Annotated in this window: 23 protein-coding genes; 22 read left to right on the top strand and 1 reads right to left on the bottom strand. The window is 59.6% G+C overall.

Translation table 11 applies throughout. The annotated features are described in order from the left end of the window. Positions 1–20 precede the first annotated feature (20 nt). The 4 genes from EDC26_RS13425 to trmD all read left to right on the top strand — a co-directional run bounded on the left by EDC26_RS13425 (position 21) and on the right by trmD (position 2,860). A complete protein-coding gene (locus tag EDC26_RS13425; RefSeq protein ID WP_132583503.1) occupies positions 21–269 on the top strand; it encodes a sulfurtransferase TusA family protein in 249 nt (82 codons plus the stop codon). Between the two features lie 719 nt (positions 270–988). Continuing rightward, a complete protein-coding gene (rpsP, locus tag EDC26_RS13420) occupies positions 989–1,243 on the top strand; it encodes a 30S ribosomal protein S16 (protein WP_132583436.1) in 255 nt (84 codons plus the stop codon). Positions 1,244–1,294: 51 nt separating this feature from the next. Beyond that, on the top strand, positions 1,295–1,912 hold the full coding sequence (rimM, locus tag EDC26_RS13415) for a ribosome maturation factor RimM (RefSeq protein ID WP_132583434.1): 618 nt from the start codon (positions 1,295–1,297) through the stop codon (positions 1,910–1,912). Positions 1,913–2,017: 105 nt separating this feature from the next. After that, positions 2,018–2,860 carry a tRNA (guanosine(37)-N1)-methyltransferase TrmD gene (trmD, locus tag EDC26_RS13410; protein ID WP_132583501.1) on the top strand — a complete coding sequence of 281 codons (843 nt, stop codon included), beginning with the start codon at positions 2,018–2,020 and terminating at the stop codon, positions 2,858–2,860. 235 nt (positions 2,861–3,095) lie between these two features. On the opposite strand, the gene EDC26_RS13405 is transcribed toward trmD, so the two are convergent. Continuing rightward, positions 3,096–5,960 carry a valine--tRNA ligase gene (locus EDC26_RS13405; protein WP_132583432.1) on the bottom strand — a complete coding sequence of 955 codons (2,865 nt, stop codon included), beginning with the start codon at positions 5,958–5,960 and terminating at the stop codon, positions 3,096–3,098. A gap of 369 nt (positions 5,961–6,329) precedes the next feature. Here EDC26_RS13405 and ndk point away from each other — a divergent pair, with 369 nt between their 5' ends. The 18 genes from ndk to dnaG all read left to right on the top strand — a co-directional run bounded on the left by ndk (position 6,330) and on the right by dnaG (position 24,856). Continuing rightward, entirely contained in the window at positions 6,330–6,755 is a 426-nt protein-coding gene (gene ndk, locus EDC26_RS13400; protein ID WP_132583430.1) for a nucleoside-diphosphate kinase, read from the top strand. A gap of 38 nt (positions 6,756–6,793) precedes the next feature. Then, on the top strand, positions 6,794–7,942 hold the full coding sequence (rlmN, locus tag EDC26_RS13395) for a dual-specificity RNA methyltransferase RlmN (RefSeq protein WP_132583428.1): 1,149 nt from the start codon (positions 6,794–6,796) through the stop codon (positions 7,940–7,942). 2 nt (positions 7,943–7,944) lie between these two features. Further along, complete coding sequence (locus EDC26_RS13390; protein ID WP_132583426.1) at positions 7,945–8,436, top strand: helix-turn-helix domain-containing protein; 492 nt, start codon at positions 7,945–7,947, stop codon at positions 8,434–8,436. Beyond that, positions 8,433–9,722, top strand: coding sequence for a flavodoxin-dependent (E)-4-hydroxy-3-methylbut-2-enyl-diphosphate synthase (gene ispG / locus EDC26_RS13385; RefSeq protein WP_132583424.1), 1,290 nt, complete (start codon positions 8,433–8,435; stop codon positions 9,720–9,722). The genes EDC26_RS13390 and ispG overlap by 4 nt, the downstream gene beginning before the upstream one ends. A gap of 47 nt (positions 9,723–9,769) precedes the next feature. Next, positions 9,770–11,059 carry a histidine--tRNA ligase gene (gene hisS, locus EDC26_RS13380; RefSeq protein WP_132583422.1) on the top strand — a complete coding sequence of 430 codons (1,290 nt, stop codon included), beginning with the start codon at positions 9,770–9,772 and terminating at the stop codon, positions 11,057–11,059. 3 nt (positions 11,060–11,062) lie between these two features. After that, complete coding sequence (locus tag EDC26_RS13375; RefSeq protein WP_132583420.1) at positions 11,063–11,698, top strand: tetratricopeptide repeat protein; 636 nt, start codon at positions 11,063–11,065, stop codon at positions 11,696–11,698. A 4-nt stretch (positions 11,699–11,702) separates the two neighbouring features. Continuing rightward, a complete protein-coding gene (gene bamB / locus EDC26_RS13370; protein ID WP_132583418.1) occupies positions 11,703–12,860 on the top strand; it encodes an outer membrane protein assembly factor BamB in 1,158 nt (385 codons plus the stop codon). Between the two features lie 5 nt (positions 12,861–12,865). Continuing rightward, positions 12,866–14,311 (top strand): ribosome biogenesis GTPase Der, encoded by a 1,446-nt coding sequence (der, locus tag EDC26_RS13365; RefSeq protein ID WP_132583499.1) that lies wholly within the window; start codon positions 12,866–12,868, stop codon positions 14,309–14,311. Continuing rightward, entirely contained in the window at positions 14,312–15,403 is a 1,092-nt protein-coding gene (gene hisC / locus EDC26_RS13360) for a histidinol-phosphate transaminase (RefSeq protein ID WP_132583416.1), read from the top strand. 106 nt (positions 15,404–15,509) lie between these two features. Then, positions 15,510–15,746: an RNA chaperone Hfq gene (gene hfq / locus EDC26_RS13355; protein WP_132583414.1), complete on the top strand. Its 237-nt coding sequence runs from the start codon at positions 15,510–15,512 to the stop codon at positions 15,744–15,746. Positions 15,747–15,836: 90 nt separating this feature from the next. Next, on the top strand, positions 15,837–16,925 hold the full coding sequence (gene hflX / locus EDC26_RS13350) for a GTPase HflX (RefSeq protein ID WP_132583412.1): 1,089 nt from the start codon (positions 15,837–15,839) through the stop codon (positions 16,923–16,925). Then, positions 16,909–18,228, top strand: coding sequence for an FtsH protease activity modulator HflK (gene hflK / locus EDC26_RS13345; protein ID WP_132583410.1), 1,320 nt, complete (start codon positions 16,909–16,911; stop codon positions 18,226–18,228). Before hflX ends, hflK begins: the two co-directional genes overlap by 17 nt. Positions 18,229–18,240: 12 nt before the next feature. Further along, positions 18,241–19,128, top strand: coding sequence for a protease modulator HflC (hflC, locus tag EDC26_RS13340; protein WP_132583408.1), 888 nt, complete (start codon positions 18,241–18,243; stop codon positions 19,126–19,128). Between the two features lie 253 nt (positions 19,129–19,381). Next, entirely contained in the window at positions 19,382–20,542 is a 1,161-nt protein-coding gene (locus EDC26_RS13335) for an ATP phosphoribosyltransferase regulatory subunit (protein ID WP_132583406.1), read from the top strand. Positions 20,543–20,618: 76 nt separating this feature from the next. Further along, complete coding sequence (locus tag EDC26_RS13330) at positions 20,619–21,914, top strand: adenylosuccinate synthase (protein ID WP_165931029.1); 1,296 nt, start codon at positions 20,619–20,621, stop codon at positions 21,912–21,914. A 205-nt stretch (positions 21,915–22,119) separates the two neighbouring features. Next, entirely contained in the window at positions 22,120–22,662 is a 543-nt protein-coding gene (locus tag EDC26_RS13325) for a phosphoribosyltransferase (protein ID WP_132583402.1), read from the top strand. A gap of 74 nt (positions 22,663–22,736) precedes the next feature. After that, positions 22,737–22,949: a 30S ribosomal protein S21 gene (gene rpsU, locus EDC26_RS13320; protein WP_132583400.1), complete on the top strand. Its 213-nt coding sequence runs from the start codon at positions 22,737–22,739 to the stop codon at positions 22,947–22,949. Continuing rightward, positions 22,946–24,856, top strand: a complete 1,911-nt coding sequence (gene dnaG, locus EDC26_RS13315; protein WP_132583397.1) for a DNA primase — start codon at positions 22,946–22,948, stop codon at positions 24,854–24,856. Before rpsU ends, dnaG begins: the two co-directional genes overlap by 4 nt. Positions 24,857–24,873: the final 17 nt, after the last annotated feature.

The following is a 24,873-nucleotide window of genomic DNA, read 5'->3' as shown; positions in this document are numbered from 1 at the left end:
GTGCCTGGGAGTTGCATGGGATGGACGAGACTGTTGCTGTACCTAAACCCGATCTTGTGGTCGATGCGTCGGGCTTGAAGTGTCCTTTGCCTATTTTGCGTGCCAAAAAGGCGCTGGCTCAGCTGGAGAGTGGGCAGGTGCTTGAGGTGATCACCACGGATTTGCACGCGGTTCGCGATTTTCAGGCGTTTGCCAAACAGACGGGTAATACTTTGTTGGCCCAGGTTGAATCCGAGGCGAATGCCACGCACTTTCTGGCGCGTCGGTAGTTGTAGGGCCGCCCCGTAGCGCCACCCCTTGTGGGTGGCATTCGCTGCACGTGGCATTTTTTTGTGCCAGCCTCTCTTGCCTAGAACCTTCTAGCCCCGCGTCGTGGCCAGTCAAGATGGATCGGGCTCTGACGGGCACGGTCATGGCTGCGCCATGACTTCCCGCGCGCAGGGCCGGCTTCGGGGCGGCGTGCGAACTCGCGGGGCGAATAGCCCCCCAGGCTATTCGCAAACGTCCCGCTCAAACAGCGCACGCCTTGAATCCCCGAAGCCGGCCCTGCGCGCGGCGTGCCCGAATCGCCCGCCCCACCTTAACCGTCCACGACGCTCGTGTGGTGGGTGTTTGGGGGATCGTCAATGGTTTTGATTGGCGTGGCCGTCGTTCATGTAGGGCCACCCCTTGTGGGTGGCATGGCGTGCTATAAACACCGCCTTGGTCATCAACGATTTTGGCAGCCACAAGGGCTGCCACTACAAAACGTGCCCGCCGCGCCTGTGGGCGACCCTTGTGGTCGCTCGTGCAACAATGTAGCGCCACCCCTCGTGGGTGGCATCCATGCAATAATTCACAAATGCGTTTTGGCCATCGGAGATTCTGTAGCGGCACCCCTTGTGGGTGCCATCCCCGCCAAACGCCTTCCCTCTCAATTCTACTTGCGTGATTTCCGACAAAAGTGCTAGAATCTTTTGTTTTTCGCAATATTTTCAAAGGATTACCAATGGTTGTGATTCGTCTAGCCCGTGGCGGCTCGAAGAAGCGTCCGTTTTACAACGTTGTAGCAGCCGATTCGCGTAATCGTCGCGATGGCCGTTTTATTGAACGCGTGGGGTTTTACAACCCTGTAGCCAATGAAGGCCAGGAAAACCTGCGTTTGGCTTTGGACCGTGTTCAATACTGGGCCGACAATGGTGCACAGATTTCGCTAGCTGTTACGCGTTTGGTCAAAGAATTCTCCGCCAAAGCGGCTGCGTAAAGCAAGCGCCAAGCGTGACGATGTGCCGTATTCTGGCGCTTGATTGACGCTATGCCTGATACTCAAGACAAGGGTGCGCCCGAGGATCTTATCGAGTTGGGGCGGATCGTGTCGGCGTACGGCATAAAAGGCTGGGTCAAGATTGTCCCGCATTCGGCACAGGCCGAGGTCTTGCTTGCGGCCAAAGGTTGGTGGTTAAAAGCGCCCGTTCCCGTTTTGGGGGATGCGGGCGCTTCGTCATATGCGCGAGCGGTGCGGGTGTTGGAGTGCCGCACGCAGGGCACCACGGTGGTGGCGCAGCTTGATCTGGCACCGGACCGTAACGGGGCTGAGGCGCTCAAAGGCCATACGGTCTGGGTTTCGCGCCGCCTGTTTCCTCCCTCGGCCGATGATGAATATTACTGGATCGATCTGATAGGCTGCCGCCTTTTTGGCCAGCATCAGGGGCAGCCTGGCTTGATTGGCGAGGTGCTTGAAGTAGCCGACAACGGCGCCCATGCCGTGTTGCGTGTTGGGCGCGCAGCGCTGGACGGGCAGGGCGGTCTGACGCCGTTGTTAGGCACCAATGGCCGCACTTTGGAGGTGCTGGTGCCTTTTGTTCGCGCGCATATCCAGGCCGTCGATATTGCGGGCAAGCGCATTGAAAGCGATTGGCCTGTTGATTTCTGAATCCGGTTGTATATCGGCCGCGTGTTTTGTCGGTGTGGCTTGTCGTGCAAGTGATGCGGCCGGCGCTTTGCGTTTACCGTTGATTTAAAAAATAAGGGTATGGCCGTGCGCTTTGATGTGGTGTCGCTGTTTCCCGAAATGTTTGGCGTGGTTCGCGATCAGGGCGTAACGGGTCGCGCTCACAAGCAGGGGCTGTGGTCCTTGGGGCTTTGGAACCCGCGCGATTTTACCCATGATGTCCATCGCACCGTCGATGATCGCCCCTATGGCGGCGGCCCCGGCATGGTCATGATGGCCGATCCTCTTGAACAATCTGTCAAAGCGGCGCTTGCGCAGCGGCAGGCGGCGGATATGGTGTCTGTCCCGAATCAGCCGGCTGTGCCAGGCATGGCGGCCGGACCCGCGCCTGGAGAATCCGCGTCTGGCGATTCCACGCCGGTTCTCCTGATGAGTCCCACCGGCCGGCGCTTCGATCAATCGATGGCGGCGCGGTTGCTGGATACGGGCGGGGCTGTTCTGGTTTGCGGCCGCTACGAAGGCATCGACCAGCGCTTTGTCGATCGGTGTGTGACCGAGGAGGTATCCCTGGGCGACTTTGTCTTGTCGGGCGGCGAAATCCCCGCCTTGGCGATTATCGACAGCGTTGTGCGCTTGTTGCCCGGCGCCTTGAACGACGCCGAATCGGCGCTGCAGGATTCATTTAATGTGGCGCTCGGCGGCTTGCTCGACAGCCCTCATTACACGCGGCCTGAACATTATCAGGGCCAAACCGTGCCGGCTGAATTGCTGTCCGGGCATCATGTCAATATTGCTTTGTGGCGGCGTCGGCAGTCATTGGCGCTGACCGCCCGCCGACGCCCCGACCTGATCGTGCAGGCTCGCCTGGCCGGGCTGCTGTCCAAGTCGGATGAACTGTTCCTGGCCGGGCTGGCTAAAGATTCGGAATAAGGCGGACCTTTGTAGCGGCAGCCCTTGTGGCTGCCATCGCTGCAATAACCCACGCCCCATTCATCAAAAATGCCACCCACAAGGGGTGGCACTACAACAGATGGGCGGCAGTACAACAGATGGGCGGCAGTACAACAGATGGGTGGCACTACAAAAGATGGTTGGCAGTACAGAAGAGGGATGGCACCCACGAGGGGTGCCGCTACGAGCTGCCGCTACAAAATTGCAATTTCCATCACGCAGGCTTGGCTTCTGCCAGCTTGTTGAATTGTTCTTCGACTTTGTTCAGGGTGTCGGTAAATTGCACGACACGCGCTTTTTCCTGCTCGATGACGGCGGCGGGCGCGCGCTCGACAAAATTGGCATTGGACAGCTTGCCTTGCGCTTTGGCGATTTCGGCCTTGATGCGGTCGATTTCCTTGCCCAGGCGCAGCCGTTCGGCCGCGACATCGATTTCCACGTGCAGCATCAACTGCGTGGCGCCCACAACCTGAACCGGTGCGCCCAGATCGGGCAGGTGCGTGACGACGGAGACCTCGCTTAGTTTGGCCAGCGCGGCCAGATAGTCGCGGTTGCGCGCCAGCATGGCCTGCTCGCCCAGGGCGATCAAGGGCACGCGTTGCGCCGGCGACAGATTCATTTCGCCGCGCAAGGCGCGCACCGCCTCGACCTGGGCTTTGAGTTCGGCAACCTGCGCTTCGGCTTGTTCGTCGATGCGATCGGGCTGGGCAATGGGATAGGCCTGGATCGAAATACTGGTTTCCTGACCCGGCTGCAGTTTTCCGGCAGCCAGCGCCACTTTTTGCCAGAGCTCTTCGGTAATAAAGGGAATAATGGGGTGCGCCAGGCGCAGCACGGCCTCGAGCACGCGTATCAGGGTGCGGCGCGTGCCCAATTGCTGGGCGGGCGTGCCGGTCTGGATTTGCACCTTGGCCAGTTCCACGTACCAGTCGCAGTATTCGTCCCACACGTAGCGATACAGCGCGTTGGCGATATTATCGAAGCGGTAGTCGTCAAAGCCGCGCTGCACTTCGTCTTCGAGCCGCTGCAATTGGCTGACGATCCAGCGGTCGGTAAACGATGTTTCGCCCTGGTCGGCACCGTTCAGGACATGGCCTTCGGTATTCATCAGAACAAAGCGCGTGGCGTTCCAGAGCTTGTTGCAGAAATTGCGGTAGCCCTCGCAGCGTTTGAGGTCGAAGTTGATATTGCGGCCCAGCGTGGCGTAGGCGGCCATGGTAAAGCGCAGGGCATCGGTGCCGTAGGCAGGGAAGCCCTGAGGGAAGTCCTTGCGGGTTTTCTTCTCGATGCTGGCCGCCTGCCTGGGGTTCATCAGGCCCGTGGTTCGTTTGGCGAGCAGGTCGGGCAGCCCTATGCCGTCGATCAGATCGACCGGGTCGATGGTGTTGCCCTTGGACTTGCTCATTTTCTTGCCGTCCATATCGCACACCAGGCCGTGCACGTACACGTCGCGAAACGGCACCTGGCCGGTCAGGTGCATGCTCATCATGACCATGCGTGCGACCCAGAAGAAAATAATGTCGAAGCCCGTAACCAGGACGCTGGAGGGCAGGTAGCGGGCCAGATCGGGCGTGGCATCCGGCCAGCCCATATCGGTAAACGGTACGAGGGCCGAGGAGAACCAGGTGTCCAGAACGTCCGGGTCGCGCACCAGTGGGCCGTCCACGCCGGCCGCAGCCGCCTTGCGGCGTGCTTCCTCTTCGTTCCTGGCGACGAAAACTTGCCCGTCTTCGGCGTACCAGGCCGGGATCTGATGGCCCCACCATAGCTGGCGCGAGATGCACCAGTCCTGGATTTTCTCGAGCCACTGCTTGTAGGTGGTCGTCCAGTTTTCGGGATAGAAACGCACTCGCCCGTCGGCTACGACCTCGAGGGCCACCTCGGTGATGCTTTTCCCCGGATGGATGGTGTCGGCCGGCGCGGGCTTGCTCATGGCGACAAACCATTGATCGGTCAGCATAGGTTCAATAACGGTGTTGGTTCGATCGCCGCGGGGCACCATCAGCTTGTGCGCACGCACGGCATTGAGCAGGCCTTGGGCGTCCAGGTCGGCCACGATATTCTGACGCGCTTCAAAGCGGTCCAGGCCGCGATAGGCGGGAGGGCACTCGTCGTTTATCCTGGCATCGAGCGTCAGAACGCTGATCATGTCCAACCCGTGGCGCTGGCCGACCGCGTAGTCGTTGAAATCGTGCGCGGGCGTCACTTTGACCACGCCGGTGCCGAATTCGCGATCGACGTAATCGTCGCCGATGATGGGGATTTCCCGATTGCACAAGGGCAACAGGACGCGGCTTCCGATCAGGTGGGCGTAGCGCTCGTCTTCGGGGTGCACCATCACGGCGACGTCGCCCAGCATGGTTTCGGGGCGGGTGGTGGCCACCACCAGATACGTCAGTTCACCCTGGGGGTCGACCAGCGGGTAGCGGATTTCCCACATGAAGCCGTCTTCCTCTTCGCTCACGACCTCGAGGTCGGAGACGGCGGTGCCCAGAACCGGATCCCAGTTGACCAGGCGCTTGCCGCGATAGATCAGGCCTTGTTCGTGCAGCCGCACAAAGGTTTCGATCACCCCGCGCGACAGGTTGTCGTCCATGGTGAAGTATTCACGCTGCCAATCGGCCGAAGATCCCAGGCGGCGAAACTGTTCGGTGATGGCGCTGCCCGATTTCTGTTTCCATTCCCAGACTTTTTCAACGAAGCGCGCGCGTCCCAGGTCGTGGCGCGACACTTTCTGCGCATCGAGCTGGCGCTCGACCACGATTTGCGTTGCGATGCCGGCGTGATCGGTGCCTGGCACGAAAACGGTGTCGTCGCCGCGCATGCGGTGATAGCGCACCAGCCCATCCATCACCGTTTGATTGAAGGCATGGCCCATGTGCAGCGTGCCGGTCACGTTGGGGGGCGGAAACTGGATGACATAAGGCTGGCTGGAATGTCCGGGCGCAGGGGCCACATGCTGGCCGCCTTCGAAATAGCCGCCACGCTCCCATTGCTTGTACCAGCGCGATTCAATTTCGGCGGGTTCAAAGCTTTTGGAAAGTTGGGATGCGTCGGGGGTAGCGGAATTCGTGGTCATGGTAGGAAATGGCTTCGTCAACAGGTGTGCGTGTAGGTCAAAAGGCTTGACTATATAGGAAAGCGGTGCAATGCGTGGCCCCCCCGCCGGCGGTAAAGGGCGGACGGAGCATTGCGCATCGGGTGGTTTTTAGCCCTTGATTTTAGGGCTTAGCGGCGAGTCTTTCGCATGTTAAAATGCTTGGTTCCCAAAAACTTGAGCAAAGCTGTTGTTTTTATTGGAAAAACTGATTTTCGTAACTGTGGCTGTATAGAGGCTGTACAGCGGCCGTATAGAGATCACAACCAATATCGCAACCGAGGTTGCAATTAAGATCATAGCTGGGCCGCAATGCCTGGTCGCAATTTTTATTTATATTCTGGAGTTTACATGGCGATTGAACGCACCCTGTCCATCATTAAACCCGATGCGGTAGCCAAAAATGTTATTGGTCAAATCGTAGCCCGTTTCGAGAAAGCCAACCTTAAAGTGATTGCCGCCACGCTCAAACAGCTGTCGCGCGCAGAAGCCGAGCGTTTCTATGCGGTGCACAAGGCCCGCCCGTTTTACAAAGATCTGGTTGATTTCATGATTTCCGGCCCGGTGTTCGTCCAGGTTCTGGAAGGCGATAACGCCATTCTGAAGAACCGTGACCTGATGGGCGCGACCGACCCCAAAAAAGCGGCGCCCGGCACCATCCGCGCCGATTTTGCCGATAGCATCGATGCCAACGCCGTGCACGGCTCCGATGCGGCTGACACCGCCGCCATTGAAATTGCTTTCTTCTTTCCCGAAAGCAATATTCACACCCGTTAATCGTCGTTTCCTTTTCGCCTATTCAGCGCGCAATACTCATGTCGTCCGTCGAACCTGTCAATCTCTTGGGGCTAGATAGCACCAAACTCGTCGAGTTGGTCGGCCAGTGGGGCGGCAAGCCGTTTCGCGCCAGGCAGCTGCAGCGCTGGGTACACCAGCGCGGGGTAAGCGGCTTCGACGACATGACGGATCTGGCGCGCGAATTCCGTCAGCAGCTTGCGGCGCATTGTTATATTTCCGCGCCGCCTGTTTCGGTCGAACAGCGTTCGAGCGACGGCACCCGGAAGTGGCTGTTCGACGTGGGCAAGAATAACGCCATCGAAACCGTATTCATCCCCGAAGACGATCGCGGCACCTTGTGCATTTCCAGTCAGGCCGGCTGCACGGTGGCGTGCCCGTTTTGTTCGACGGGCTACCAGGGTTTCAATCGCAATCTTACGACAGCCGAAATCGTCGGTCAGCTTTGGTACGCCAGGCGTGTGCTCCAGGCCGATGTGCCCAGCGCCCGCACCGCCGCGGTGGGCGAGGCGGGCGGCTCGGACCGGGTCATCAGCAACGTGGTCATGATGGGCATGGGCGAACCCCTGCTCAATTACGATCAGGTGCTGGGCGCCTTGCGCCTTATGATTGACGATAATGCGTACGGCCTGTCGCGTCGGCGGGTAACGGTGTCCACCTCGGGGGTCGTACCCATGATGGATCGCCTCGGGCAGGATTGCCCGGTGGCGCTGGCCGTTTCGCTGCATGCCCCCAACGATGCCTTGCGAGACCGGTTGGTGCCTCTGAACCGCAAGTATCCGCTGGCCGAGTTGCTGGCGGCCTGCAACCGTTATCTGGAGCACGCGCCGCGCGACTTCATCACTTTCGAATACATCATGCTCGATGGCGTCAACGATGCGCCCGAGCAGGCGAGCGAGTTGATTGCTATTGCAAAACAAGTGCGTTGCAAGTTTAATTTGATTCCATTCAACCCATTTGCCCAATCCGGTTTGAAGCGCTCTCCCATGCCGCGCATACGTCTGTTCGCGCAGCGTCTGCAGGACGCCGGTATAGTGACAACCGTGCGCAAGACTCGCGGCGATGACATTGATGCGGCGTGTGGCCAGTTGGCCGGAGACGTCAAGGATCGCACGCGCATCAACGAACGTTTGCCCCACCGCGCGACCATCGCCATCACAGAGGAATGAAGATGATTCAACCCTTACGTAACGAAGTCGAGTCGGCCCCGGTGGCGATCGCGCCTATGGGCCTGGGTGCTACGCTTAAGGCTTTGCGCGAGGCCAAGGAGCTTTCCTTGGGCGAGGTTTCGGCTCGCCTGAAATATTCCGGCCGTCAGATCGAGGCCATTGAATCCGAGCAATGGGATAGCCTGCCCACCGGTGTGTCCTTGCGCGGCCTGGTCAGGAATTACGGCCGTTTTCTGGAAACGAACACAGACGCGCTGGTGTCGATGCTCGACAGCCAGGTAGGTTCAACCGGAGCCAGGCCCGTTGCGGTCAGCAGCCCCGCAACGCTTGGCGCAGCCGACGTCTCCTTGCAGAACGACCCCGTTCATCGATCGTGGGGATGGCTCATCATTATCCTGATCCTGCTGATTGTCGCCGCCTTTTACGCAATTGAACGCGGCTGGGTTCCCGACTCATGGCTGGTCTTCGATTGGCTCAGGTCCCTGAAAAAATGATCCAAGACACTAACGCAACTCATCGAGCCACCGCGGCATTGCCGGTGGGCGTAGCGCCCCGACGCACCACCCGCGCAGCCTTGGTCAGTTGGCAAGGCCATTCGGTGCAGATTGGCGGCGGGGCGGCCGTTGCGGTGCAGTCCATGACCAATACCGATACGGCCGATGCGCGCGCGACCGCAGCCCAGGTCAGGGCGCTGGCACAGGCGGGTTCCGAGCTGGTGCGTATTACGGTCAACACTCCCGAGGCGGCCCAGGCGGTTCCGGCGATTCGCGAGCAACTGGACCGTATGGGTGTCAACGTGCCGCTGGTGGGCGACTTTCACTACAACGGACACAAACTCCTGTCGCAGTTTCCGGGGTGCGCCCAGACGCTGTCCAAATATCGTATCAACCCGGGCAATATGGGGGGCGGCAAAAGGCGCGATGATAATTTTGCGCAAATGATCGAAGTGGCGTGCCGCAACGAGAAGCCCGTGCGCATAGGCGTGAACTGGGGCAGCCTCGATCACGAACTGCTGGCGCGCATGATGGATGAAAATAGCCATCAGGCGGCGCCGCGAGACGCCCAGGCGGTGATGCGCGACGCGCTGGTCATATCGGCCATCAGCAACGCCGAACGTGCCCAGGAGCTCGGCCTGTCGTCCAATGCGATCGTGCTGTCGTGCAAGGTCAGCCATGTACAGGATCTGATCACGGTCTATCGTGATCTGTCTTCGCGTTGCGATTATCCCTTGCACCTGGGCCTGACCGAAGCCGGCATGGGCAGCAAGGGTATCGTTGCATCGACCGCTGCGCTGGCCGTGCTGCTGCAAGAGGGCATCGGCGACACGATTCGAATTTCACTGACTCCTGAACCCGGAGGCGACCGCAGCCGGGAAGTGGTTGTGGCGCAGGAAATCCTGCAAACCATGGGTTTGCGCGCCTTTACGCCCATGGTCGTTGCCTGCCCGGGTTGCGGACGCACCAGCAGCACTCTGTTCCAGGAGCTGGCCGACAATATCCAGACCTACTTGCGAGAGCAAATGCCCGTGTGGAAAACGCGCTATCCCGGCGTCGAGTCCATGAATGTGGCCGTCATGGGGTGTGTGGTCAACGGCCCGGGCGAAAGCCGCCACGCGGATATCGGCATCAGTCTGCCCGGCACGGGCGAAGTTCCCGCCGCGCCGGTGTTCGTCGATGGCGTGCGCACCGTTACCCTCAAGGGCGATTCGATTGCGCGCGAGTTCGCCGCCATCGTCGAGCAATACGTCGAGCGTCGTTATGGTGCGCCCGTTGCGCATTGAACACGCCCGCCTTCCCCTTTTTGTCCCGCTTTAATCACAGAGAGTTTATGACGCAGTCGTTTCAAAAGGTCCACGCACTGACTGGCATGAAAGATGTGTTGCCCGATGCCAGCGCCCCGTGGGAGCAGCTCGAACAAACCGTGCGTACTTGGCTGGCCAGTTATGGCTATCGCAATATGCGCACTCCGGTGCTCGAATACACCCGCTTGTTTGCACGCGGCATCGGCGAGGTGACCGATATCGTCGAAAAGGAAATGTATTCATTTACCGATGCGCTCAGCGACGAGGCGTTGACCATGCGCCCCGAATTTACGGCGGGCATGGTGCGTGCCACCATTGAGCACAATATGCTGTACGACCGTGCGCATCGCGTGTATGCCATGGGGCCCGTGTTTCGCCGTGAGAAGCCGCAGCGCGGCCGATATCGCCAGTTCCATCAGATCGACGTCGAGGCTCTGGGGTTTGCCGGCCCCGATATCGATGCCGAGCTGATCGTGATGCTGAACCGCCTGTGGGCCATTTTGGGGCTGCCCGATATCCGCCTTGAGCTCAACTCCCTGGGCCAGGCCGACGAGCGTGCCGCTCACCGCAGCGCGCTGATACAGTATCTTGAGCAGCATCGGGATGTGCTCGACGGCGAGGCCACGCGCAGGATGCACACCAATCCCTTGCGGGTTCTGGATAGCAAGAATCCGGCCATGCAGGATATGGCCAATAACGCGCCGCCTTTGTTCGATTTTCTGGGGGAGGCGTCGCGGGCGCATTTCGACGGCGTTTGCCATCGGCTTGACGACGCCGGTATTGCCTACCGCATGAACCCGCGGCTGGTTCGCGGCCTGGACTATTACAATCTGACGGTTTTTGAATGGGTCACGGATCGCCTGGGAGCCCAGGGTACAGTCTGCGGCGGGGGCCGCTACGATGGCCTGATCGATTTACTGGGGGGCAAGCCGGCGCCTGCGGTGGGTTTTGCGATCGGCATGGAGCGCCTGCTCGATTTATGCGATCAGGCCGGTGAATCGTCGGCGCAGGCCGAATGCCAGGTTTACATGATCCATCAATCCGACGACGCCCAGCGCCGGGCATGCCGCGTGGCCGAGCAACTGCGCGACGAGGGGCTGCGCGTGATCGTGCATGCGGGTTCGGGCAGCTTCAAGTCGCAATTCAAGCGCGCCGATGCCAGTGGGGCAGCGGTTGCGGTTATTCTGGGTGCCGACGAGCTAAGCTCGGGCACGGCGAGTATTAAATGGCTACGGGCCCAGTCGCTGGAGACGCGGGTGCAACAAGAGACGATACCGCTTGAGCGTCTGGTTACTGAATTGAAATTAAAGGTTTAAGGCATGGCATACGATTTAGAAGAACAGGAAAAACTGGATGCGTTGCGCGCCTGGTGGGATCGCTATGGCACTTTGTGCGCCGCGCTGCTGTTTGTCGCGGTGGCGGCCGTCGTGGGCTGGCGTGGTTGGCAGTGGTACCAGGGGCATCAGGCCGCGCAGGCCATGAGTTACTTCGAGGCCCTCGAAACCGCCACCGGAGAGCAGGGCAGCGACGCGGTCGCCCGCATCAAGGCGGCCAGCGAGACCTTGCGCTCCGAGTTCCCCAAAACCGGTTATACCTCACGCGGTTTGCTGGTGGCGGCCGATGCCTTGCAGGCCCGCCACGATCTGGACGGCGCACGCACGCAATTGGAGTGGCTGATCAAAAATAGTCCCGACACCGCCTTGGTGCCTTTGGCCAAATTGCGCTTGGCGGGTATATTGCTGGAACAAAAACAGTATGATCCGGCCTTGGCGCTGGTGAAGGATGCTCCGGCGTCCTTTGCAGGCCTGTTTGCCGATCGCCGCGGCGATATTCTTGCGGCGCAGGGGAAAAAAGCGGAAGCGAAGGCAGCCTGGGAGGCTGCACGCAAGAGTTTGGGCACCGATCCGGTTGCGCAAATCATTCAATTGAAAATAGATGCCTTGGGTGGAGCTTAACGTTATGCCGTCTTCCTTTGTTCGTCGCGCGTGGCGCTGCTCGGTACTTGCGCTCAGTATGGCCTCTCTGGCTGGGTGTTCCCTGTTTTCAAACAGGAACCCGCGCTACGATCCGGTGCCCCTCACCGAATACGCGGCCGGTATTTCCGCCCACGTAGCGTGGACGGTGGCGGTGGGCAGCGGCGGGGGTTACGGTTTTGCACCGGTGGTGGTGGGTGATTCGGTTTATGCCGCCGCGGCCAATGGCGGGGTGGCCAGGGTGGACCTGGCCTCGGGACGGGTTCAGTGGCAAGGCAATGCCAAAACCACCCTGACCGCGGGTGCCGGGTCCGATGGCCAGGTTACGGCGGTGGGGGCGGCCGACGGCTCGGTCATTGCGTTCGATGGCCAGGGCAAGGAAAAATGGCGTGTCCGCGCCACCAGCCAGGTCGATATTCCACCCGCAGTGGGGGCCGGAATCGTAGCGGTTCGCAGCAGCGATTATCGAATTCAGGCGTTTGACGAAAATTCCGGCGAACTTCTCTGGAGCCTCCAGCGCCCGGGCCCGGCGCTGGCGCTCAAGACCAGCATACGCATGATTATCGTTGAGGGCCTGCTTATCGCCGGGATGCCCAACGGTAAAATCATGGCGATCAACGCGCGTACCGGCCGCGTTCAGTGGGAGGCCACTGTTTCGGTTGGGCAAGGCGCAAGCGACCTGGATCGCATCAGCGATGTGGTTGGCGCACCGCAAACCCAGGGGTCGCTTCTTTGCGGCGTTGCGTATCAGGGCAGCATGAAGTGTTTCGACGTGTCCCAAGGCGGACGCCCCGTCTGGGAACAGCGGTTTTCGAGCGCGACCGGCATGACAACGGATTCGCAGCAGGCTTATGCGGCCAATCAACGCGGCGAGGTATTCGCCTTTGGTCTGACTGATGGCCATCAGGTCTGGAAACAGGCCGGCTTGCGTTATCGGCAGTTGTCCTCGCCGGCGGTTACTCCACAGGCGCTGGCCGTGGGCGATTATCAGGGCTACGTGCATTTCCTGTCGCGCACCGATGGCCATTTGCTCGGGCGCATACAGGTGGGCAGCGACCCCATTACCTCGCCGCTCGTGGCGACCAGCCGCGGCGTTCTGGTGCAAACGGACAATGGTAATCTGACCTTGATTGGTGTCAATTGAATCAAATTGCGTTCAAGCCGGTCGTGGCGCTGGTAGGCCGCGCCAATGTCGGCAAATCCACGCTGTTCAATCGCCTCACGCGTTCGCGGGCGGCGCTGGTGGCCGATTTTTCCGGCTTGACGCGCGATCGCCATTACGGCGAGGGGCGGATGGGCGACCATCCTTTTATCGCTGTCGATACGGGAGGCTTCGAGCCCGTTGCCAAGGACGGCATCCTGCTTGAAATGGCGCGCCAGACTCAGCAAGCCATCGCCGAGTCCGATGTCGTGATTTTTCTGGTCGATGCACGTGCCGGCGTCAATGCCCACGATCATGAAATTGCGCGCCTGTTGCGCCGCACCAGCCGGCGGGTTTATCTGGCGGTCAACAAGGCCGAAGGTATGCGCTTTGGGTCGGCGACGGCTGAATTTCATGAGCTGGGTCTGGGCGAACCGTACGCGATATCAGCCTCGCATGGCGACGGAGTGGCCGACCTGATCGAACGGGCGTTGTCGTATCTGGATGGTGCTGCGCAAGCCGAGCCGGCCGAGCAGCCGGCGCAACAGTTTGATCTGGACGAAGCAACGCATCGGGTGCATTCCGGCGATACCGCTGCCGTCCCGAACGAATCGGAAGCGTCTGGCGAATCCGGCGAGCCCGTCAACCATCGCATCAAACTGGCGATTGTGGGGCGCCCCAATGTGGGCAAGTCGACACTCATCAACACCTTGCTGGGCGAAGAGCGGGTCATCGCCTTTAATTTACCCGGCACCACGCGCGACGCTATCGAAATAGATTTCGAGCGCGGCGGGGTGGGCTACACGTTGATCGATACGGCAGGCTTGCGCCGTCGCGGCAAGGTGTTTGAAGCAGTCGAAAAATTTTCGGTCATCAAGACATTGCAGGCGATTGAGGCCTGCAATGTGGTTTTGCTGATGCTCGACGCCCAAACCGAGATCTCGGATCAGGATGCGCATATTGCCGGCTTTGTGCTTGAGACGGGGCGGGCGCTGGTGGTGGCCATCAACAAGTGGGACGGCCTCGATAGCGAGCAGCGCGAGCGCATACAGCGCGAGTTCGAGCGCAAGCTGCGATTCCTGTCGTTTGCCACCATGCATACGGTGTCGGCCTTGAAGGGGCAGGGCGTCAATGCGCTGATCAAGTCGGTCAATGCGGCGCATGCCGCCGCGTTTGCCAAACTCTCCACGCCCAAGCTCACGCGCGAACTTCTGGCCGCGGTCGAACAACAGCCGCCGCCGCGCAAGGGAATTTTCCGCCCTAAAATGCGCTATGCCCATCAGGGCGGCCAGAATCCGCCGCTGATCGTCATCCATGGCAATGCGCTCGATGCCATTGCCGACCCATACCGGCGCTACCTCGAGGCCCGGTTTCGCGCTGCATTCAAGCTGGCCGGCACGCCATTGCGCATTGAGTTCAAATCTTCTCATAATCCATACGTACAGGGGTCGTAAGTGAGCCGATTCTGGAGTGATCAAGTCGCCGGCCTGGCTCCGTACGTGCCCGGCGAGCAGTTGAAGCGGCCCAATCTGCTCAAGCTCAACACCAACGAGCATCCGTATGGGCCGTCGCCGCGCGCGCTCGATGCCATCAGGGCGGCGGCCACCGATCACCTGCGTCTTTATCCCGATTTCGGGGCGACGGCGCTGCGCGAGGCGATCGCCCGCTTGCACGCCGTCGGGGCGGATCAGGTTTTTCTCGGCAATGGCTCCGACGAAGTCCTGGCGCATGTGTTCAATGGCCTGTTCAGAAAGGCGGGCCGGATAGTGTTGATGCCCGATGTGGGCTATAGCTTTTATCCCGTTTATTGCCGTTTTTATCAGATTCCCCACGAATTCATTCCGCTGGCCGATGACTTTTCGATCCGGGTCGCCGATTACACCACCCCGCGCGCCACGGTGCCGGCGGGTATCATTTTTGCCAATCCGAATGCTCCCACGGGAATAGCGCTGACGCGGGCCGAAGTTGAACAGATTCTGGCGGCCAACCCGGATTCGGCCGTGGTGGTTGACGAAGCCTATGTGGATTTTGGCGCGCAAACAGCCGCGCCCCTGCTGGGCCGCTACGACAATCTGGTTTTGGTCCACACCCTGTCCAAGTCGCGCGCCCTGGCGGGCTTGCGCGTGGGCTACGCGTTGGCCAGCCCCCAGATCGTGGAGGGTTTGCTGCGCATCAAGGACAGTTTCAATTCTTATCCTCTCGATAGCGTGGCCCAGGCCGGCGCGCTGGCGGCCATACAGGACACGGCCTATTTTGATCAGATGCGCCACGCCGTGATGGCGGCCCGCGAACAGCTCGTCGGGCGCCTGATAACGCTGGGCTTTCAGGTTTTGCCGTCCCAGACCAATTTCGTTTTTGCGCGTCACCCCGATCACTCGGCGACCAGCCTTCATTTGGCTTTGCGTGAACGCGCCATTTTGGTACGTCACTTCAAACAGGCCCGTATTGAGCAGTTTTTACGTATTACGGTGGGAACTCCTGGCGATTGCGAGCGTCTATGTGATGTCCTGGCTGAAATCCTTAATGCGCTTGGCCGTGGTGGTTGATATATTTGATTTTCACCGTCCGTGCCGAATGGCGTCTTGCGGGAAAACCCTGTAAAGTAGCACTTTAAGTTTTTGTTTAAATAACAACATAATCGGAGCCTCGCCAATGAGCAATAAAGGGCAAACACTACAAGATCCATTTCTGAACGCATTACGCAAGGATCACGTGCCCGTGTCTATTTACCTGGTCAACGGAATCAAACTGCAGGGGCAGGTAGAATCTTTTGATCAGTACGTTGTTTTATTGCGTAACACAGTTACGCAGATGGTATACAAGCACGCTATCTCCACGGTGGTGCCGGCTCGCCCAGTCACGTTCCAGGTGGATGAACCCGCTGAATAATTCGTCGTTCGTTCCGTTTTCGAAACGCCCGCCGCGTTCCCATAAACGCAGGCGGGCATTTCGTTTTGGAAACGGAATGGGCAGGCAGCCATGAAAGCTTTGATCATCAATGTAGATTTCGGGCGCCCGGATTTCCAGGCGCATGCCGACGAGTTCGCCATGCTGGCCCGGGGCGCCGGCGCCGAGGTCGTCGCAACCCTGGTTGCGCGTCGCCAGCGACCCGATGCCGCGCATTTCATCGGGTCGGGCAAGTTGCAGGAAGCTATCCTGATCGCCGATGAGAGTGAAGCCGAAATAGTTCTTTTCGACCAGCCCCTGACTCCTGCCCAGCAGCGCAACCTTGAACGCGGCTTGAATCGCCGTGTGGTCGACCGGGTTGTGCTGATTCTCGACATTTTCGCCTTGCGCGCCAAGAGCCACGAAGGCAAGGTGCAAGTCGAACTGGCTCAGTTGCAGCACCTTTCCACGCGACTGACGCGCATGTGGTCCCACCTGGAGCGTCAGCGCGGGGGCATAGGGATGCGCGGCCCGGGCGAAGCCCAGCTCGAAATGGACCGTCGCCTGATCGGCGACAAGGTGCGTCTGCTGCGTGAGCGCCTCGAGCGCCTGCAGCGCCAGCGCACAACGCAGCGCCGTTCGCGTGCCCGGGGCGGTGCCTTGTCGGTGTCGCTGGTGGGTTATACGAACGCGGGGAAATCGACCTTGTTCAATGCGCTTGCGCGCACGGACTCTTATGCCGCCGACCAGTTGTTTGCCACGCTCGATACGACTACGCGCCGCGTCTGGATCGAAGGGGCGGGCCAGGTGGTCATTTCCGACACGGTGGGGTTCATCCGCGATTTGCCGCCTACCTTGATTGCGGCGTTCAGGGCGACGCTGGAAGAAACGGTGCAGGCCGACCTGTTGTTGCACGTTATTGATGCATCCAGCCCGCAGCGCGACGAACAAATCGCCGAGGTGGACAAGGTGCTGGTCGATATAGGCGCCGACAAGGTTGCGCGGATTTTGGTGTATAACAAGATCGACGATGCTGGGTTCGAGCCCAGGATCGAACGGGATGAACATGGTACCATTGCGCGAGTCTTCGTAAGCGCCCTAAGGCGTATTGGCTTGGATGGCTTGCGTACGGCCATCGTCGAGTCAGATCAAATCGCGGGAAATAATGCGTTTAATATCTAAAATGTTTAGCTTGAATGATCCCGGCTGGGGGCGTAACAATAATAACGGTTCCGAGCCTCCGCGTCGCCCGGGCAAGGGCGACGGCCCACCCGATCTCGAAGAGGTCTGGCGCGATTTCAATAATCGCCTCGGCGCGTTTTTCGGGCGCAAGGCCAAGCGAGGCGGCAATAACGGCGGTGGCAATGGCGGCGGCGGGGGTGCGTTCATGCCCAATCCCAAGAGCCTGCCCAAGGCGATTGCCGTAGGGGTGATTATTGTCCTGGGTCTGTGGCTGGCCAGCGGCTTTCTTATTGTGCAGGAAGGCCAGGTGGCGGTTGTGACCAAGTTTGGCAAATACAAATCCACCCTGGGTCCTGGCCTGCAGTGGCGCCTGCCGTATCCGATTGAAAGCCATCAAATGGTCAATATTTCGCAACTGCGCACCTTCGAGGTCGGGTTTCGCGGTAACGCACGCAATAAAATCCTGCCGGAATCGCTGATGCTCACCAACGATGAAAATATCGTCGATGTGCAGTTTGTGGTGCAGTATCGCCTAATGACCAACGGCGCACCCGATTACTTGTTCAAAACCACTCACCCCGATCAGTCTGTGCGCCAGGTGGCTGAAACCGCCATGCGTGAAGTCGTGGGGAAAAAGCCCATGGACGTCATTCTGTACTCGGGCCGCACCGAGGTGGCAACGGACGTGCAGAAGCTCACACAAAGTATTCTCGATCGATATCAAACCGGCATTCAAATCAGTACCGTGGCCATCCAGAACGTGCAGCCGCCCGAACAGGTGCAGGCCGCGTTTGACGACGCGGTGAAAGCCGGGCAGGATCGCGAGCGTCAAATCAACGAAGGCAATGCCTACGCCAGCAAGGTCTTGCCCGAGGCGCAGGGGCAGGCCGCGCGGCTTGTCCAAGAGGCCGAAGGTTATCGCGCCAAGGTCGAGGGCGATGCCAAGGGCGATGCCGCGCGCTTCAACAGCATTGAAGCCGAGTACGCCAAAGCGCCCGATATTCTGCGCGAGCGCTTGTACCTGGCAACCATGCAGGACATTTTCGAGAGCAGCAGCAAAGTTATGGTGGATACTCAATCGGGCAACAACCTTTTGTACTTGCCGCTGGACAAAATCATGCAGCAGGTGGCCCGGGTTACACCGGGCAATACGGGTTCAACGGCGGCTGCGGCTGCCGACACGCCGGCTCCCGCTCCTGCCCCCAAGGCTCCCAAGTCTGCCGTGCCCGCAACGCAGTCCGGTCCAATGGGATTACCCGCGCCATTGCGGGATTCCTTGTCGATCAACCGCTACGCACGCTAACCGGAGGCCACTATGCAACGAATTATCCCTGTGCTGATCGGTCTGGTGATCGTGTTGGCGGTTCTTTCATCCTGCGTGTTTGTGGTGCGCGAGCGCGACTCGGCCTTGCTTTTTGCCTTGGGCAAAGTACGCGAAACCATCACTCAACCGGGTTTGTATTTCAAGCTGCCTCCGCCGTTTGAAAATGTGGTGTTTCTCGATAAGCGCTTGCAAACCATCGAGGCGACGGAACCCGAACGCATCCAGACGGCTGAAAAGAAAAACCTGCTGATCGACTCATTCGTTAAATGGCGCATTGCCGACCCGCGCATGTTCTACGTCACTTTTGGCGTGAATGACCGCGCGGCGCAAGAGCGCCTGCAGGCGCAAATTCGCGATGCCTTGAATGCCTCGGTGAACGTTCGCACGGTAAAAGAGGTGGTATCCACCGAACGCGACAAGATCATGGAAGAGGTGCTCAGCAACGTCGAGGCGCGCGCCAAGCCGCTGGGCGTGCAAGTCGTCGATGTGCGCCTGCGCCGCATCGAGTTCGCCCCTGAAATTTCCGAATCGGTCTATCGCCGCATGGAGGCCGCGCGCACACAGGTAGCCAACAGCTTGCGTGCTACCGGCGCCGCCGACAGCGAGAAGATTCGCGCCCAGGCCGACCGTGAACGTCAGGAAGTCCTGGCCAAGGCTTACGCCCAGGCGCAGGGCATCAAGGGTGAGGGGGACGCCCGCGCCAACTCGATTTATTCCGAGGCCTATGGCAAGAATCCCAAATTCTTCAGCTTTTACAAAAGCCTTGAAGCCTATCGCGCGGCCTTCTCCAAGGCGAGCGATGTGCTGGTACTGAGCCCCAAATCCGAGTTTTTCAAGTACTGGAATTCGGCCGCGGGCGCTAAACCTACTACGCCATGATGGGCCGCGCCTATGGCGAATCTGCGACAAAACGCCGATTCGCCATTTGGGCGGGGTACAACAACAGGGTACAATAGCCTGTAAGTTAACTGATTATTGCCGCAAGCGACCGGGCGGGCTTACGCCTCCAGTCGCTTTTTCTTTGTTTGTCTGGTTTGTAGCGGCACCCCTTGTGGGTGCCATATATGCATGAAAAATGGTATCCACAAGGGGTGCCGCTACAAAATTTCCAAAGCTTTTTCCACTCGCACCAATGTCCAAATGGCTGTTGCCAGAGAACCTGGCTGATATTCTCCCCGCCGAGGCGCGCCGCATTGAAGAACTGCGGCGCGATTTACTCGACCTGTACCGTACCTATGGGTTCGAACTGGTGGCTCCCCCCCTGGTGGAGTACCTCGACTCCTTGCTTACGGGCACGGGGGGCGATCTGAATCTGCGCACCTGCAAGCTGGTCGACCAGCTATCGGGCCGCACCCTAGGCGTGAGGGCGGACATGACCCCGCAGGTGTCGCGCATTGACGCGCATTTGCTCAATCGCGACGGCGTTACCCGCCTTTGCTATTGCGGCACCGTCTTGCATGCCCGCCCTTCGGGCCTGTTGTCCGATCGCGAGCTGTTGCAGATAGGCGCCGAATTATTCGGCCACGCCGGCGTCGAGGCCGACATCGAAATCATCCAGCTGGCCTTCCAGAGCGTGGAACGCGCCGGGGTAAGCCACGCCCGGCTGGACTTGAACCATCCGGGTGTCGTGCATGCCATTATTCAGGCCGACCCGGCGTTGCCGGGCGTGGCCGACGATATTTACGACCTGCTCAGCAGCAAAGACACCCCTGGTCTGATCGAATTGGCTAAGCGTTTACCCGATATGCAAGAGGCCAGCTTGCAGGCATTATTGACGCTGGTGTCTTTGTACGGCGGCCCCGAGGTCGTCGCCCGGGCGCGGCGCGTCCTGCCCGCCTTGCCGGCGGTGCAGGCGGCGTTGGCCAGCCTTGAAACGCTGATGGGCGCTTTGCCCGATCGCGAGCTTGGCATCGACCTGGCCGATATGGGTAGCGGCTATGGCTATCATTCGGGGGCCGTGTTTTCCATTTATGCCGACGGCTGGCACGATGCGCTGGTTAAAGGCGGCCGCTACGACGGCATAGGCAAGGCTTTTGGCCGCGCCCGGCCTGCGACCGGTTTCAGTCTCGATTTGCGCAAGCTTTCGTCGGGACTCGAGCCGCCGCCTGTTGCCCGGGCCATTCGCGCTCCATGGGGCACCGACTCGTTGCTGCTGGATGCATTGCGGGCGCTGCGCGATTCGGGCGAAATTGTGGTGCAGGCCCTGCCGGGCCAGGCACAGCATTTGGATGAATTTACCGTCGATCGGGAATTGGCACTCGACGGCGGAGCATGGAAGGTACGAGCGATTTAACCGCGGGCTGGATTTATCGTGTGGTGTGAACCCTTTTTAGTCTTTCTTTCGGACTAAAACTTTTTTGATACGTAACATGAGCAAGAATATTGTAGTGATCGGCACGCAGTGGGGTGACGAGGGCAAGGGAAAAATTGTCGACTGGCTGGCTGAGTCGGCTCAGGGCGTCGTTCGGTTCCAGGGCGGGCACAATGCGGGCCATACCTTGTGGATCAACGGCAAAAAAACCATACTGCGCCTGATTCCGTCGGGCATTATGCACCCCAACGTAACCTGCTATATCGGCAACGGTGTGGTGCTTTCGCCCGAAGCGCTCCTGAACGAAATAGCCGAACTCGAACAAGCCGGCATCAACGTGCGGTCGCGCCTGCAAATTTCACCCGCGTGCCCATTGATTCTGCCTTATCACATAGCGGTCGATCAGGCGCGCGAAGCGCGCAAGGGCGATGGCAAGATCGGTACGACCGGCCGGGGGATCGGCCCGGCTTACGAAGATAAAATAGCGCGCCGCGCCCTGCGCGTGCAGGACCTCTACGATCCGGCCGCTTTCGATGCCAAACTGGCCGAGGTGCTGGATTATCACAATTTCGTACTGACTCAATACCTGGGCGCCAAGGCCATATCGGCCGACGAAGTGCGCGATAAGGCGATGGCGCTTGCGCCGGCGATCGAGCCCATGGTGGCCGACGTATCCAATAACCTGCATATCGCCCAGAAATCGGGCCATAACCTGCTGTTTGAAGGTGCGCAGGGCGCAATGCTCGACGTCGACCACGGCACTTACCCCTACGTAACCAGCAGTAATTGCGTTGCCGGGGCAGCCGCCGCCGGCTCGGGCATTGGGCCGCAATCCTTGCACTATGTGCTGGGCATCGCCAAGGCCTATGCCACGCGAGTGGGTTCCGGGCCTTTCCCCAGCGAACTGCTCGACGACACCGGGGCGCAATTGGCGTCGGTCGGGAAAGAATTCGGATCCGTCACGGGGCGCCCGCGGCGCTGCGGCTGGTTCGACGCGGCCGCCATGAAGCGTTCAGTCATGATTAACGGCATTTCGGGGCTATGCATCACCAAACTGGACGTGCTCGACGGCATTTCCGAAATCAAGATCGGCGTGGGCTACCGCTATCGCGGGGAATTCCTCGACGTTCTTCCTTACGGGGCAAGCGCTGCGGCCGAAGCGGAACCCGTGCTCGAAGAGCTGGCCGGCTGGTCCGAGTCGACGGTAGGCATTACCGAATACGACAAGCTGCCCATTAATGCGCGCCGCTATCTGGAGCGTATTTCCGTCTTGTGCGAAGTGCCCATCGATATGGTTTCCACCGGCCCCGACCGATTGGAAACCATTGTGCTGCGCCATCCGTACAACGGCTGACGCCTACCCGCTGCTAATGTAGTGGCACCCCTTGTGGGTGCCAAAATCGTTAACAATCAAGACGGTAATTACGGATACAGGTATGGCAGTCACAAAGGCTGCCGCTACAATCAAATACGGGTATGTTTTTGAACGATATGGCACCCACAAGGGGTGCCACTACAAAAATGTATCGGTCGCTACATGCACCACAGGAGTTATTGAAATGAGTTTGCCACCAAGCACCGATCGCGACCTCTGGGTCAGCTGGGATCAATACCATAGCTTGATCGAGCGTTTGGCCTTGACTATACACGAGGCGGGTTGGCGATTCGACAATATCGTCTGTCTGGCGCGCGGCGGTGTGCGGGTGGGCGATGTGTTGTCGCGTATTTTCGATCTACCCCTGGGTATTCTGGCTACCAGCAGCTATCGGGAGGCGGCCGGCACCCAGCAGGGTCAACTGGATATTGCTCAATTCATCACCATTACCCGTGGCACCCTCGAGGGGCGGGTGCTGCTGGTTGACGACATGGTCGACACCGGCCTGACCTTTACCCGGGTCGGCGAGCACCTGCGGGAGCAGTTTCCATCCATTACCGAGCTTAAAAGTGCGGTTCTGTGGTGGAAGGGCCATTCCAAGGCTACGCCTGATTATTTTGTCGACAAGCTCCCCACCAATCCGTGGATTCACCAGCCGTTCGAAGACTATGACAGCCTGCGCCCCCATCAGCTTGAGTCCTGGGTTGGAAAAGGGGTTCGCAATTAGACGTTTCATGCTAAACTCTTTGGCTGGCTATTACCCTATTTTTAAACCATTACAAGCAAGGCTTAAGACACTACATGCCTATCGTTCGTCTGAAAGAAAACGAGCCCTTCGAAGCGGCGTTGCGCCGTTTTAAGCGCACTATTGAAAAAATCGGCCTTTTGACCGAGCTGCGTTCGCGCGAATTCTACGAGAAGCCCACGGCTGAGCGTAAGCGCAAACTTGCTGCGGCCGTCAAACGCCACTACAAGCGCATACGCAGCCAACAGCTGCCTCCGCGTCTGTATTGATCCCTGAACCATTTGTTCAGGATTTACTCGCCCGGGTTGATGTTGTCGATGTCGTCGGGCGATATGTAGCGCTTCGCAAAGGCGGAGCCAATCTGCTGGGCCTTTGCCCGTTTCACAACGAAAAAAGCCCGTCTTTTACCGTTAGCCCCACCAAGCAGTTTTACCATTGCTTTGGTTGCGGCGCGCATGGCAGCGCGATTACGTTCCTGATGGAGCATACTGGCGCGAGCTTCCCCGAGGCCGTACGGTCTTTGGCGGCTGGCGCGGGCATGACCGTGCCTGAAGAGCCGCGCAGCCCGCAGCAGCGCGCCGCTACTCAACGCCACAAACAGGAAGCCTCGCGGCACCAGCAAATACTGGATACGGCGCAGAGCCACTATCTAAGCGAGCTCAAGGCTTCGGCGGCGGCGATCGCCTACCTGAAAAAACGTGGGCTAAACGGGCAGATTGCCGCTCGTTTCGGCCTGGGTTGGTCAGGTACCGACCGTCGCGGGCTGGCTGCTGTTTTTCCCCACTACGAAGATCCATTGCTGATTGAATCGGGCCTGGTCATTGAGTCTGAAGACGGGCGCCGGTACGATCGCTTTCGCGAACGCGTGATGTTTCCGATCCGCAATGGGCGTGGCAATTTGATTGGCTTCGGAGGCCGCATTATCGGCCGTGGCGAGCCCAAATACCTGAATTCGCCCGAGACGGCGCTGTTTTCAAAGGGGCGCGAACTATACGGCCTGTGGGAAGGGCGGGCCGGGATACGTGCCCAAGGGTATGTGCTGGTGGTCGAAGGCTATATGGACGTGGTTGGCCTCGCCCAGCAAGGGGTCGAGAACGCCGTGGCTACGCTTGGCACGGCTACCACGGTCGAGCATATCCAGAAATTGTTGCGTACAAGCGACAAGATCATTTTCAGTTTCGATGGCGATGGGGCTGGGCGCCGCGCCGCGTGGCGCGCCTTGCAGGTTTGCCTGCCCATGTTGCGTGATGATGTGTCGATCCGGTTTCTGTTTCTGCCCACCGAGCACGATCCAGACTCGTATGTGCGTGAATATGGGGCCGAGGCGTTTCGCGCTTCGGCCGCCGAGGCCGTGCCCTTGTCGCGTTTCATGCTGGAAGAGCTGGCGGCACGCCACGCCATGGATGAGGCCGAGGGGCGTGCGGCCTGTGTGCACGAAGCCAAGCCGTTGCTGGCCAGTTTGCCCGAAGGGACGGTGTTGCGCGTGCAGATTGAGCGCGAATTTGCCCGTCTTGTCCAGCTTACTCCCGAAGAGCTGGCGGCGATGCTTGCCGCGGCGCCTGCTTTTAAAGCGGCGCTGACGATAGCGCCGCTCCCGGGCGAATACGATAGCGCCGGACCGAGCGCATCGCCGCAGTGGCCGGGCTCGTCGGGGCCCGATCTGGGCGATGAACCGTATTTTGAGCCGGCGCCGGCAGGCGAATTCCAGCCTCAGCCGGCGGGCCGCACCCGACGTGGCGCCAATCGCCATTCGGTGATGCCGATGGCCAAGCGCCTGCTGCGCCTGTTGTTGGCGCATCCGGGTTTGGTGGAAAATCTGGGCGATCAGCAGCTTGAAGTTCTTGAACATGGCCCCCATCTGATAATGGTCAGGGAATTACTGGCCCTGGCTCACGCGAGCGGGGCGCGCCATGTGGGGGCACTGCTTCAGGCCGCCGATCCGGGCTCCGATCTTGCCGAGGTGCTAAGCGCCTTGTCGATCGAACTGTTGAGCCAGGATGATTTGCCCGATCCGCAGGCCGAATGGAATGATGCTCTGCGCCATATCGAGATCGACGCTCTTCGGGCTGAGCAGTCCTCCCTGGTACAGGCCGGGTTGCACGATGATGCGGCCCGTAAACGGTATCAAGAACTGACTAGGCAGATTACGCTGCTGAATAATGTTTCATCGCATTAATTGCTGTAAAATTAAAG

This window comes from Paralcaligenes ureilyticus (assembly GCF_004346225.1).
GTDB classification, from domain to species: Bacteria; Pseudomonadota; Gammaproteobacteria; order Burkholderiales; family Burkholderiaceae_B; genus Paralcaligenes; species Paralcaligenes ureilyticus.
Note: the sequence above shows the minus strand (reverse complement) of the source record. Positions and strands in the feature narration are given on the sequence as shown.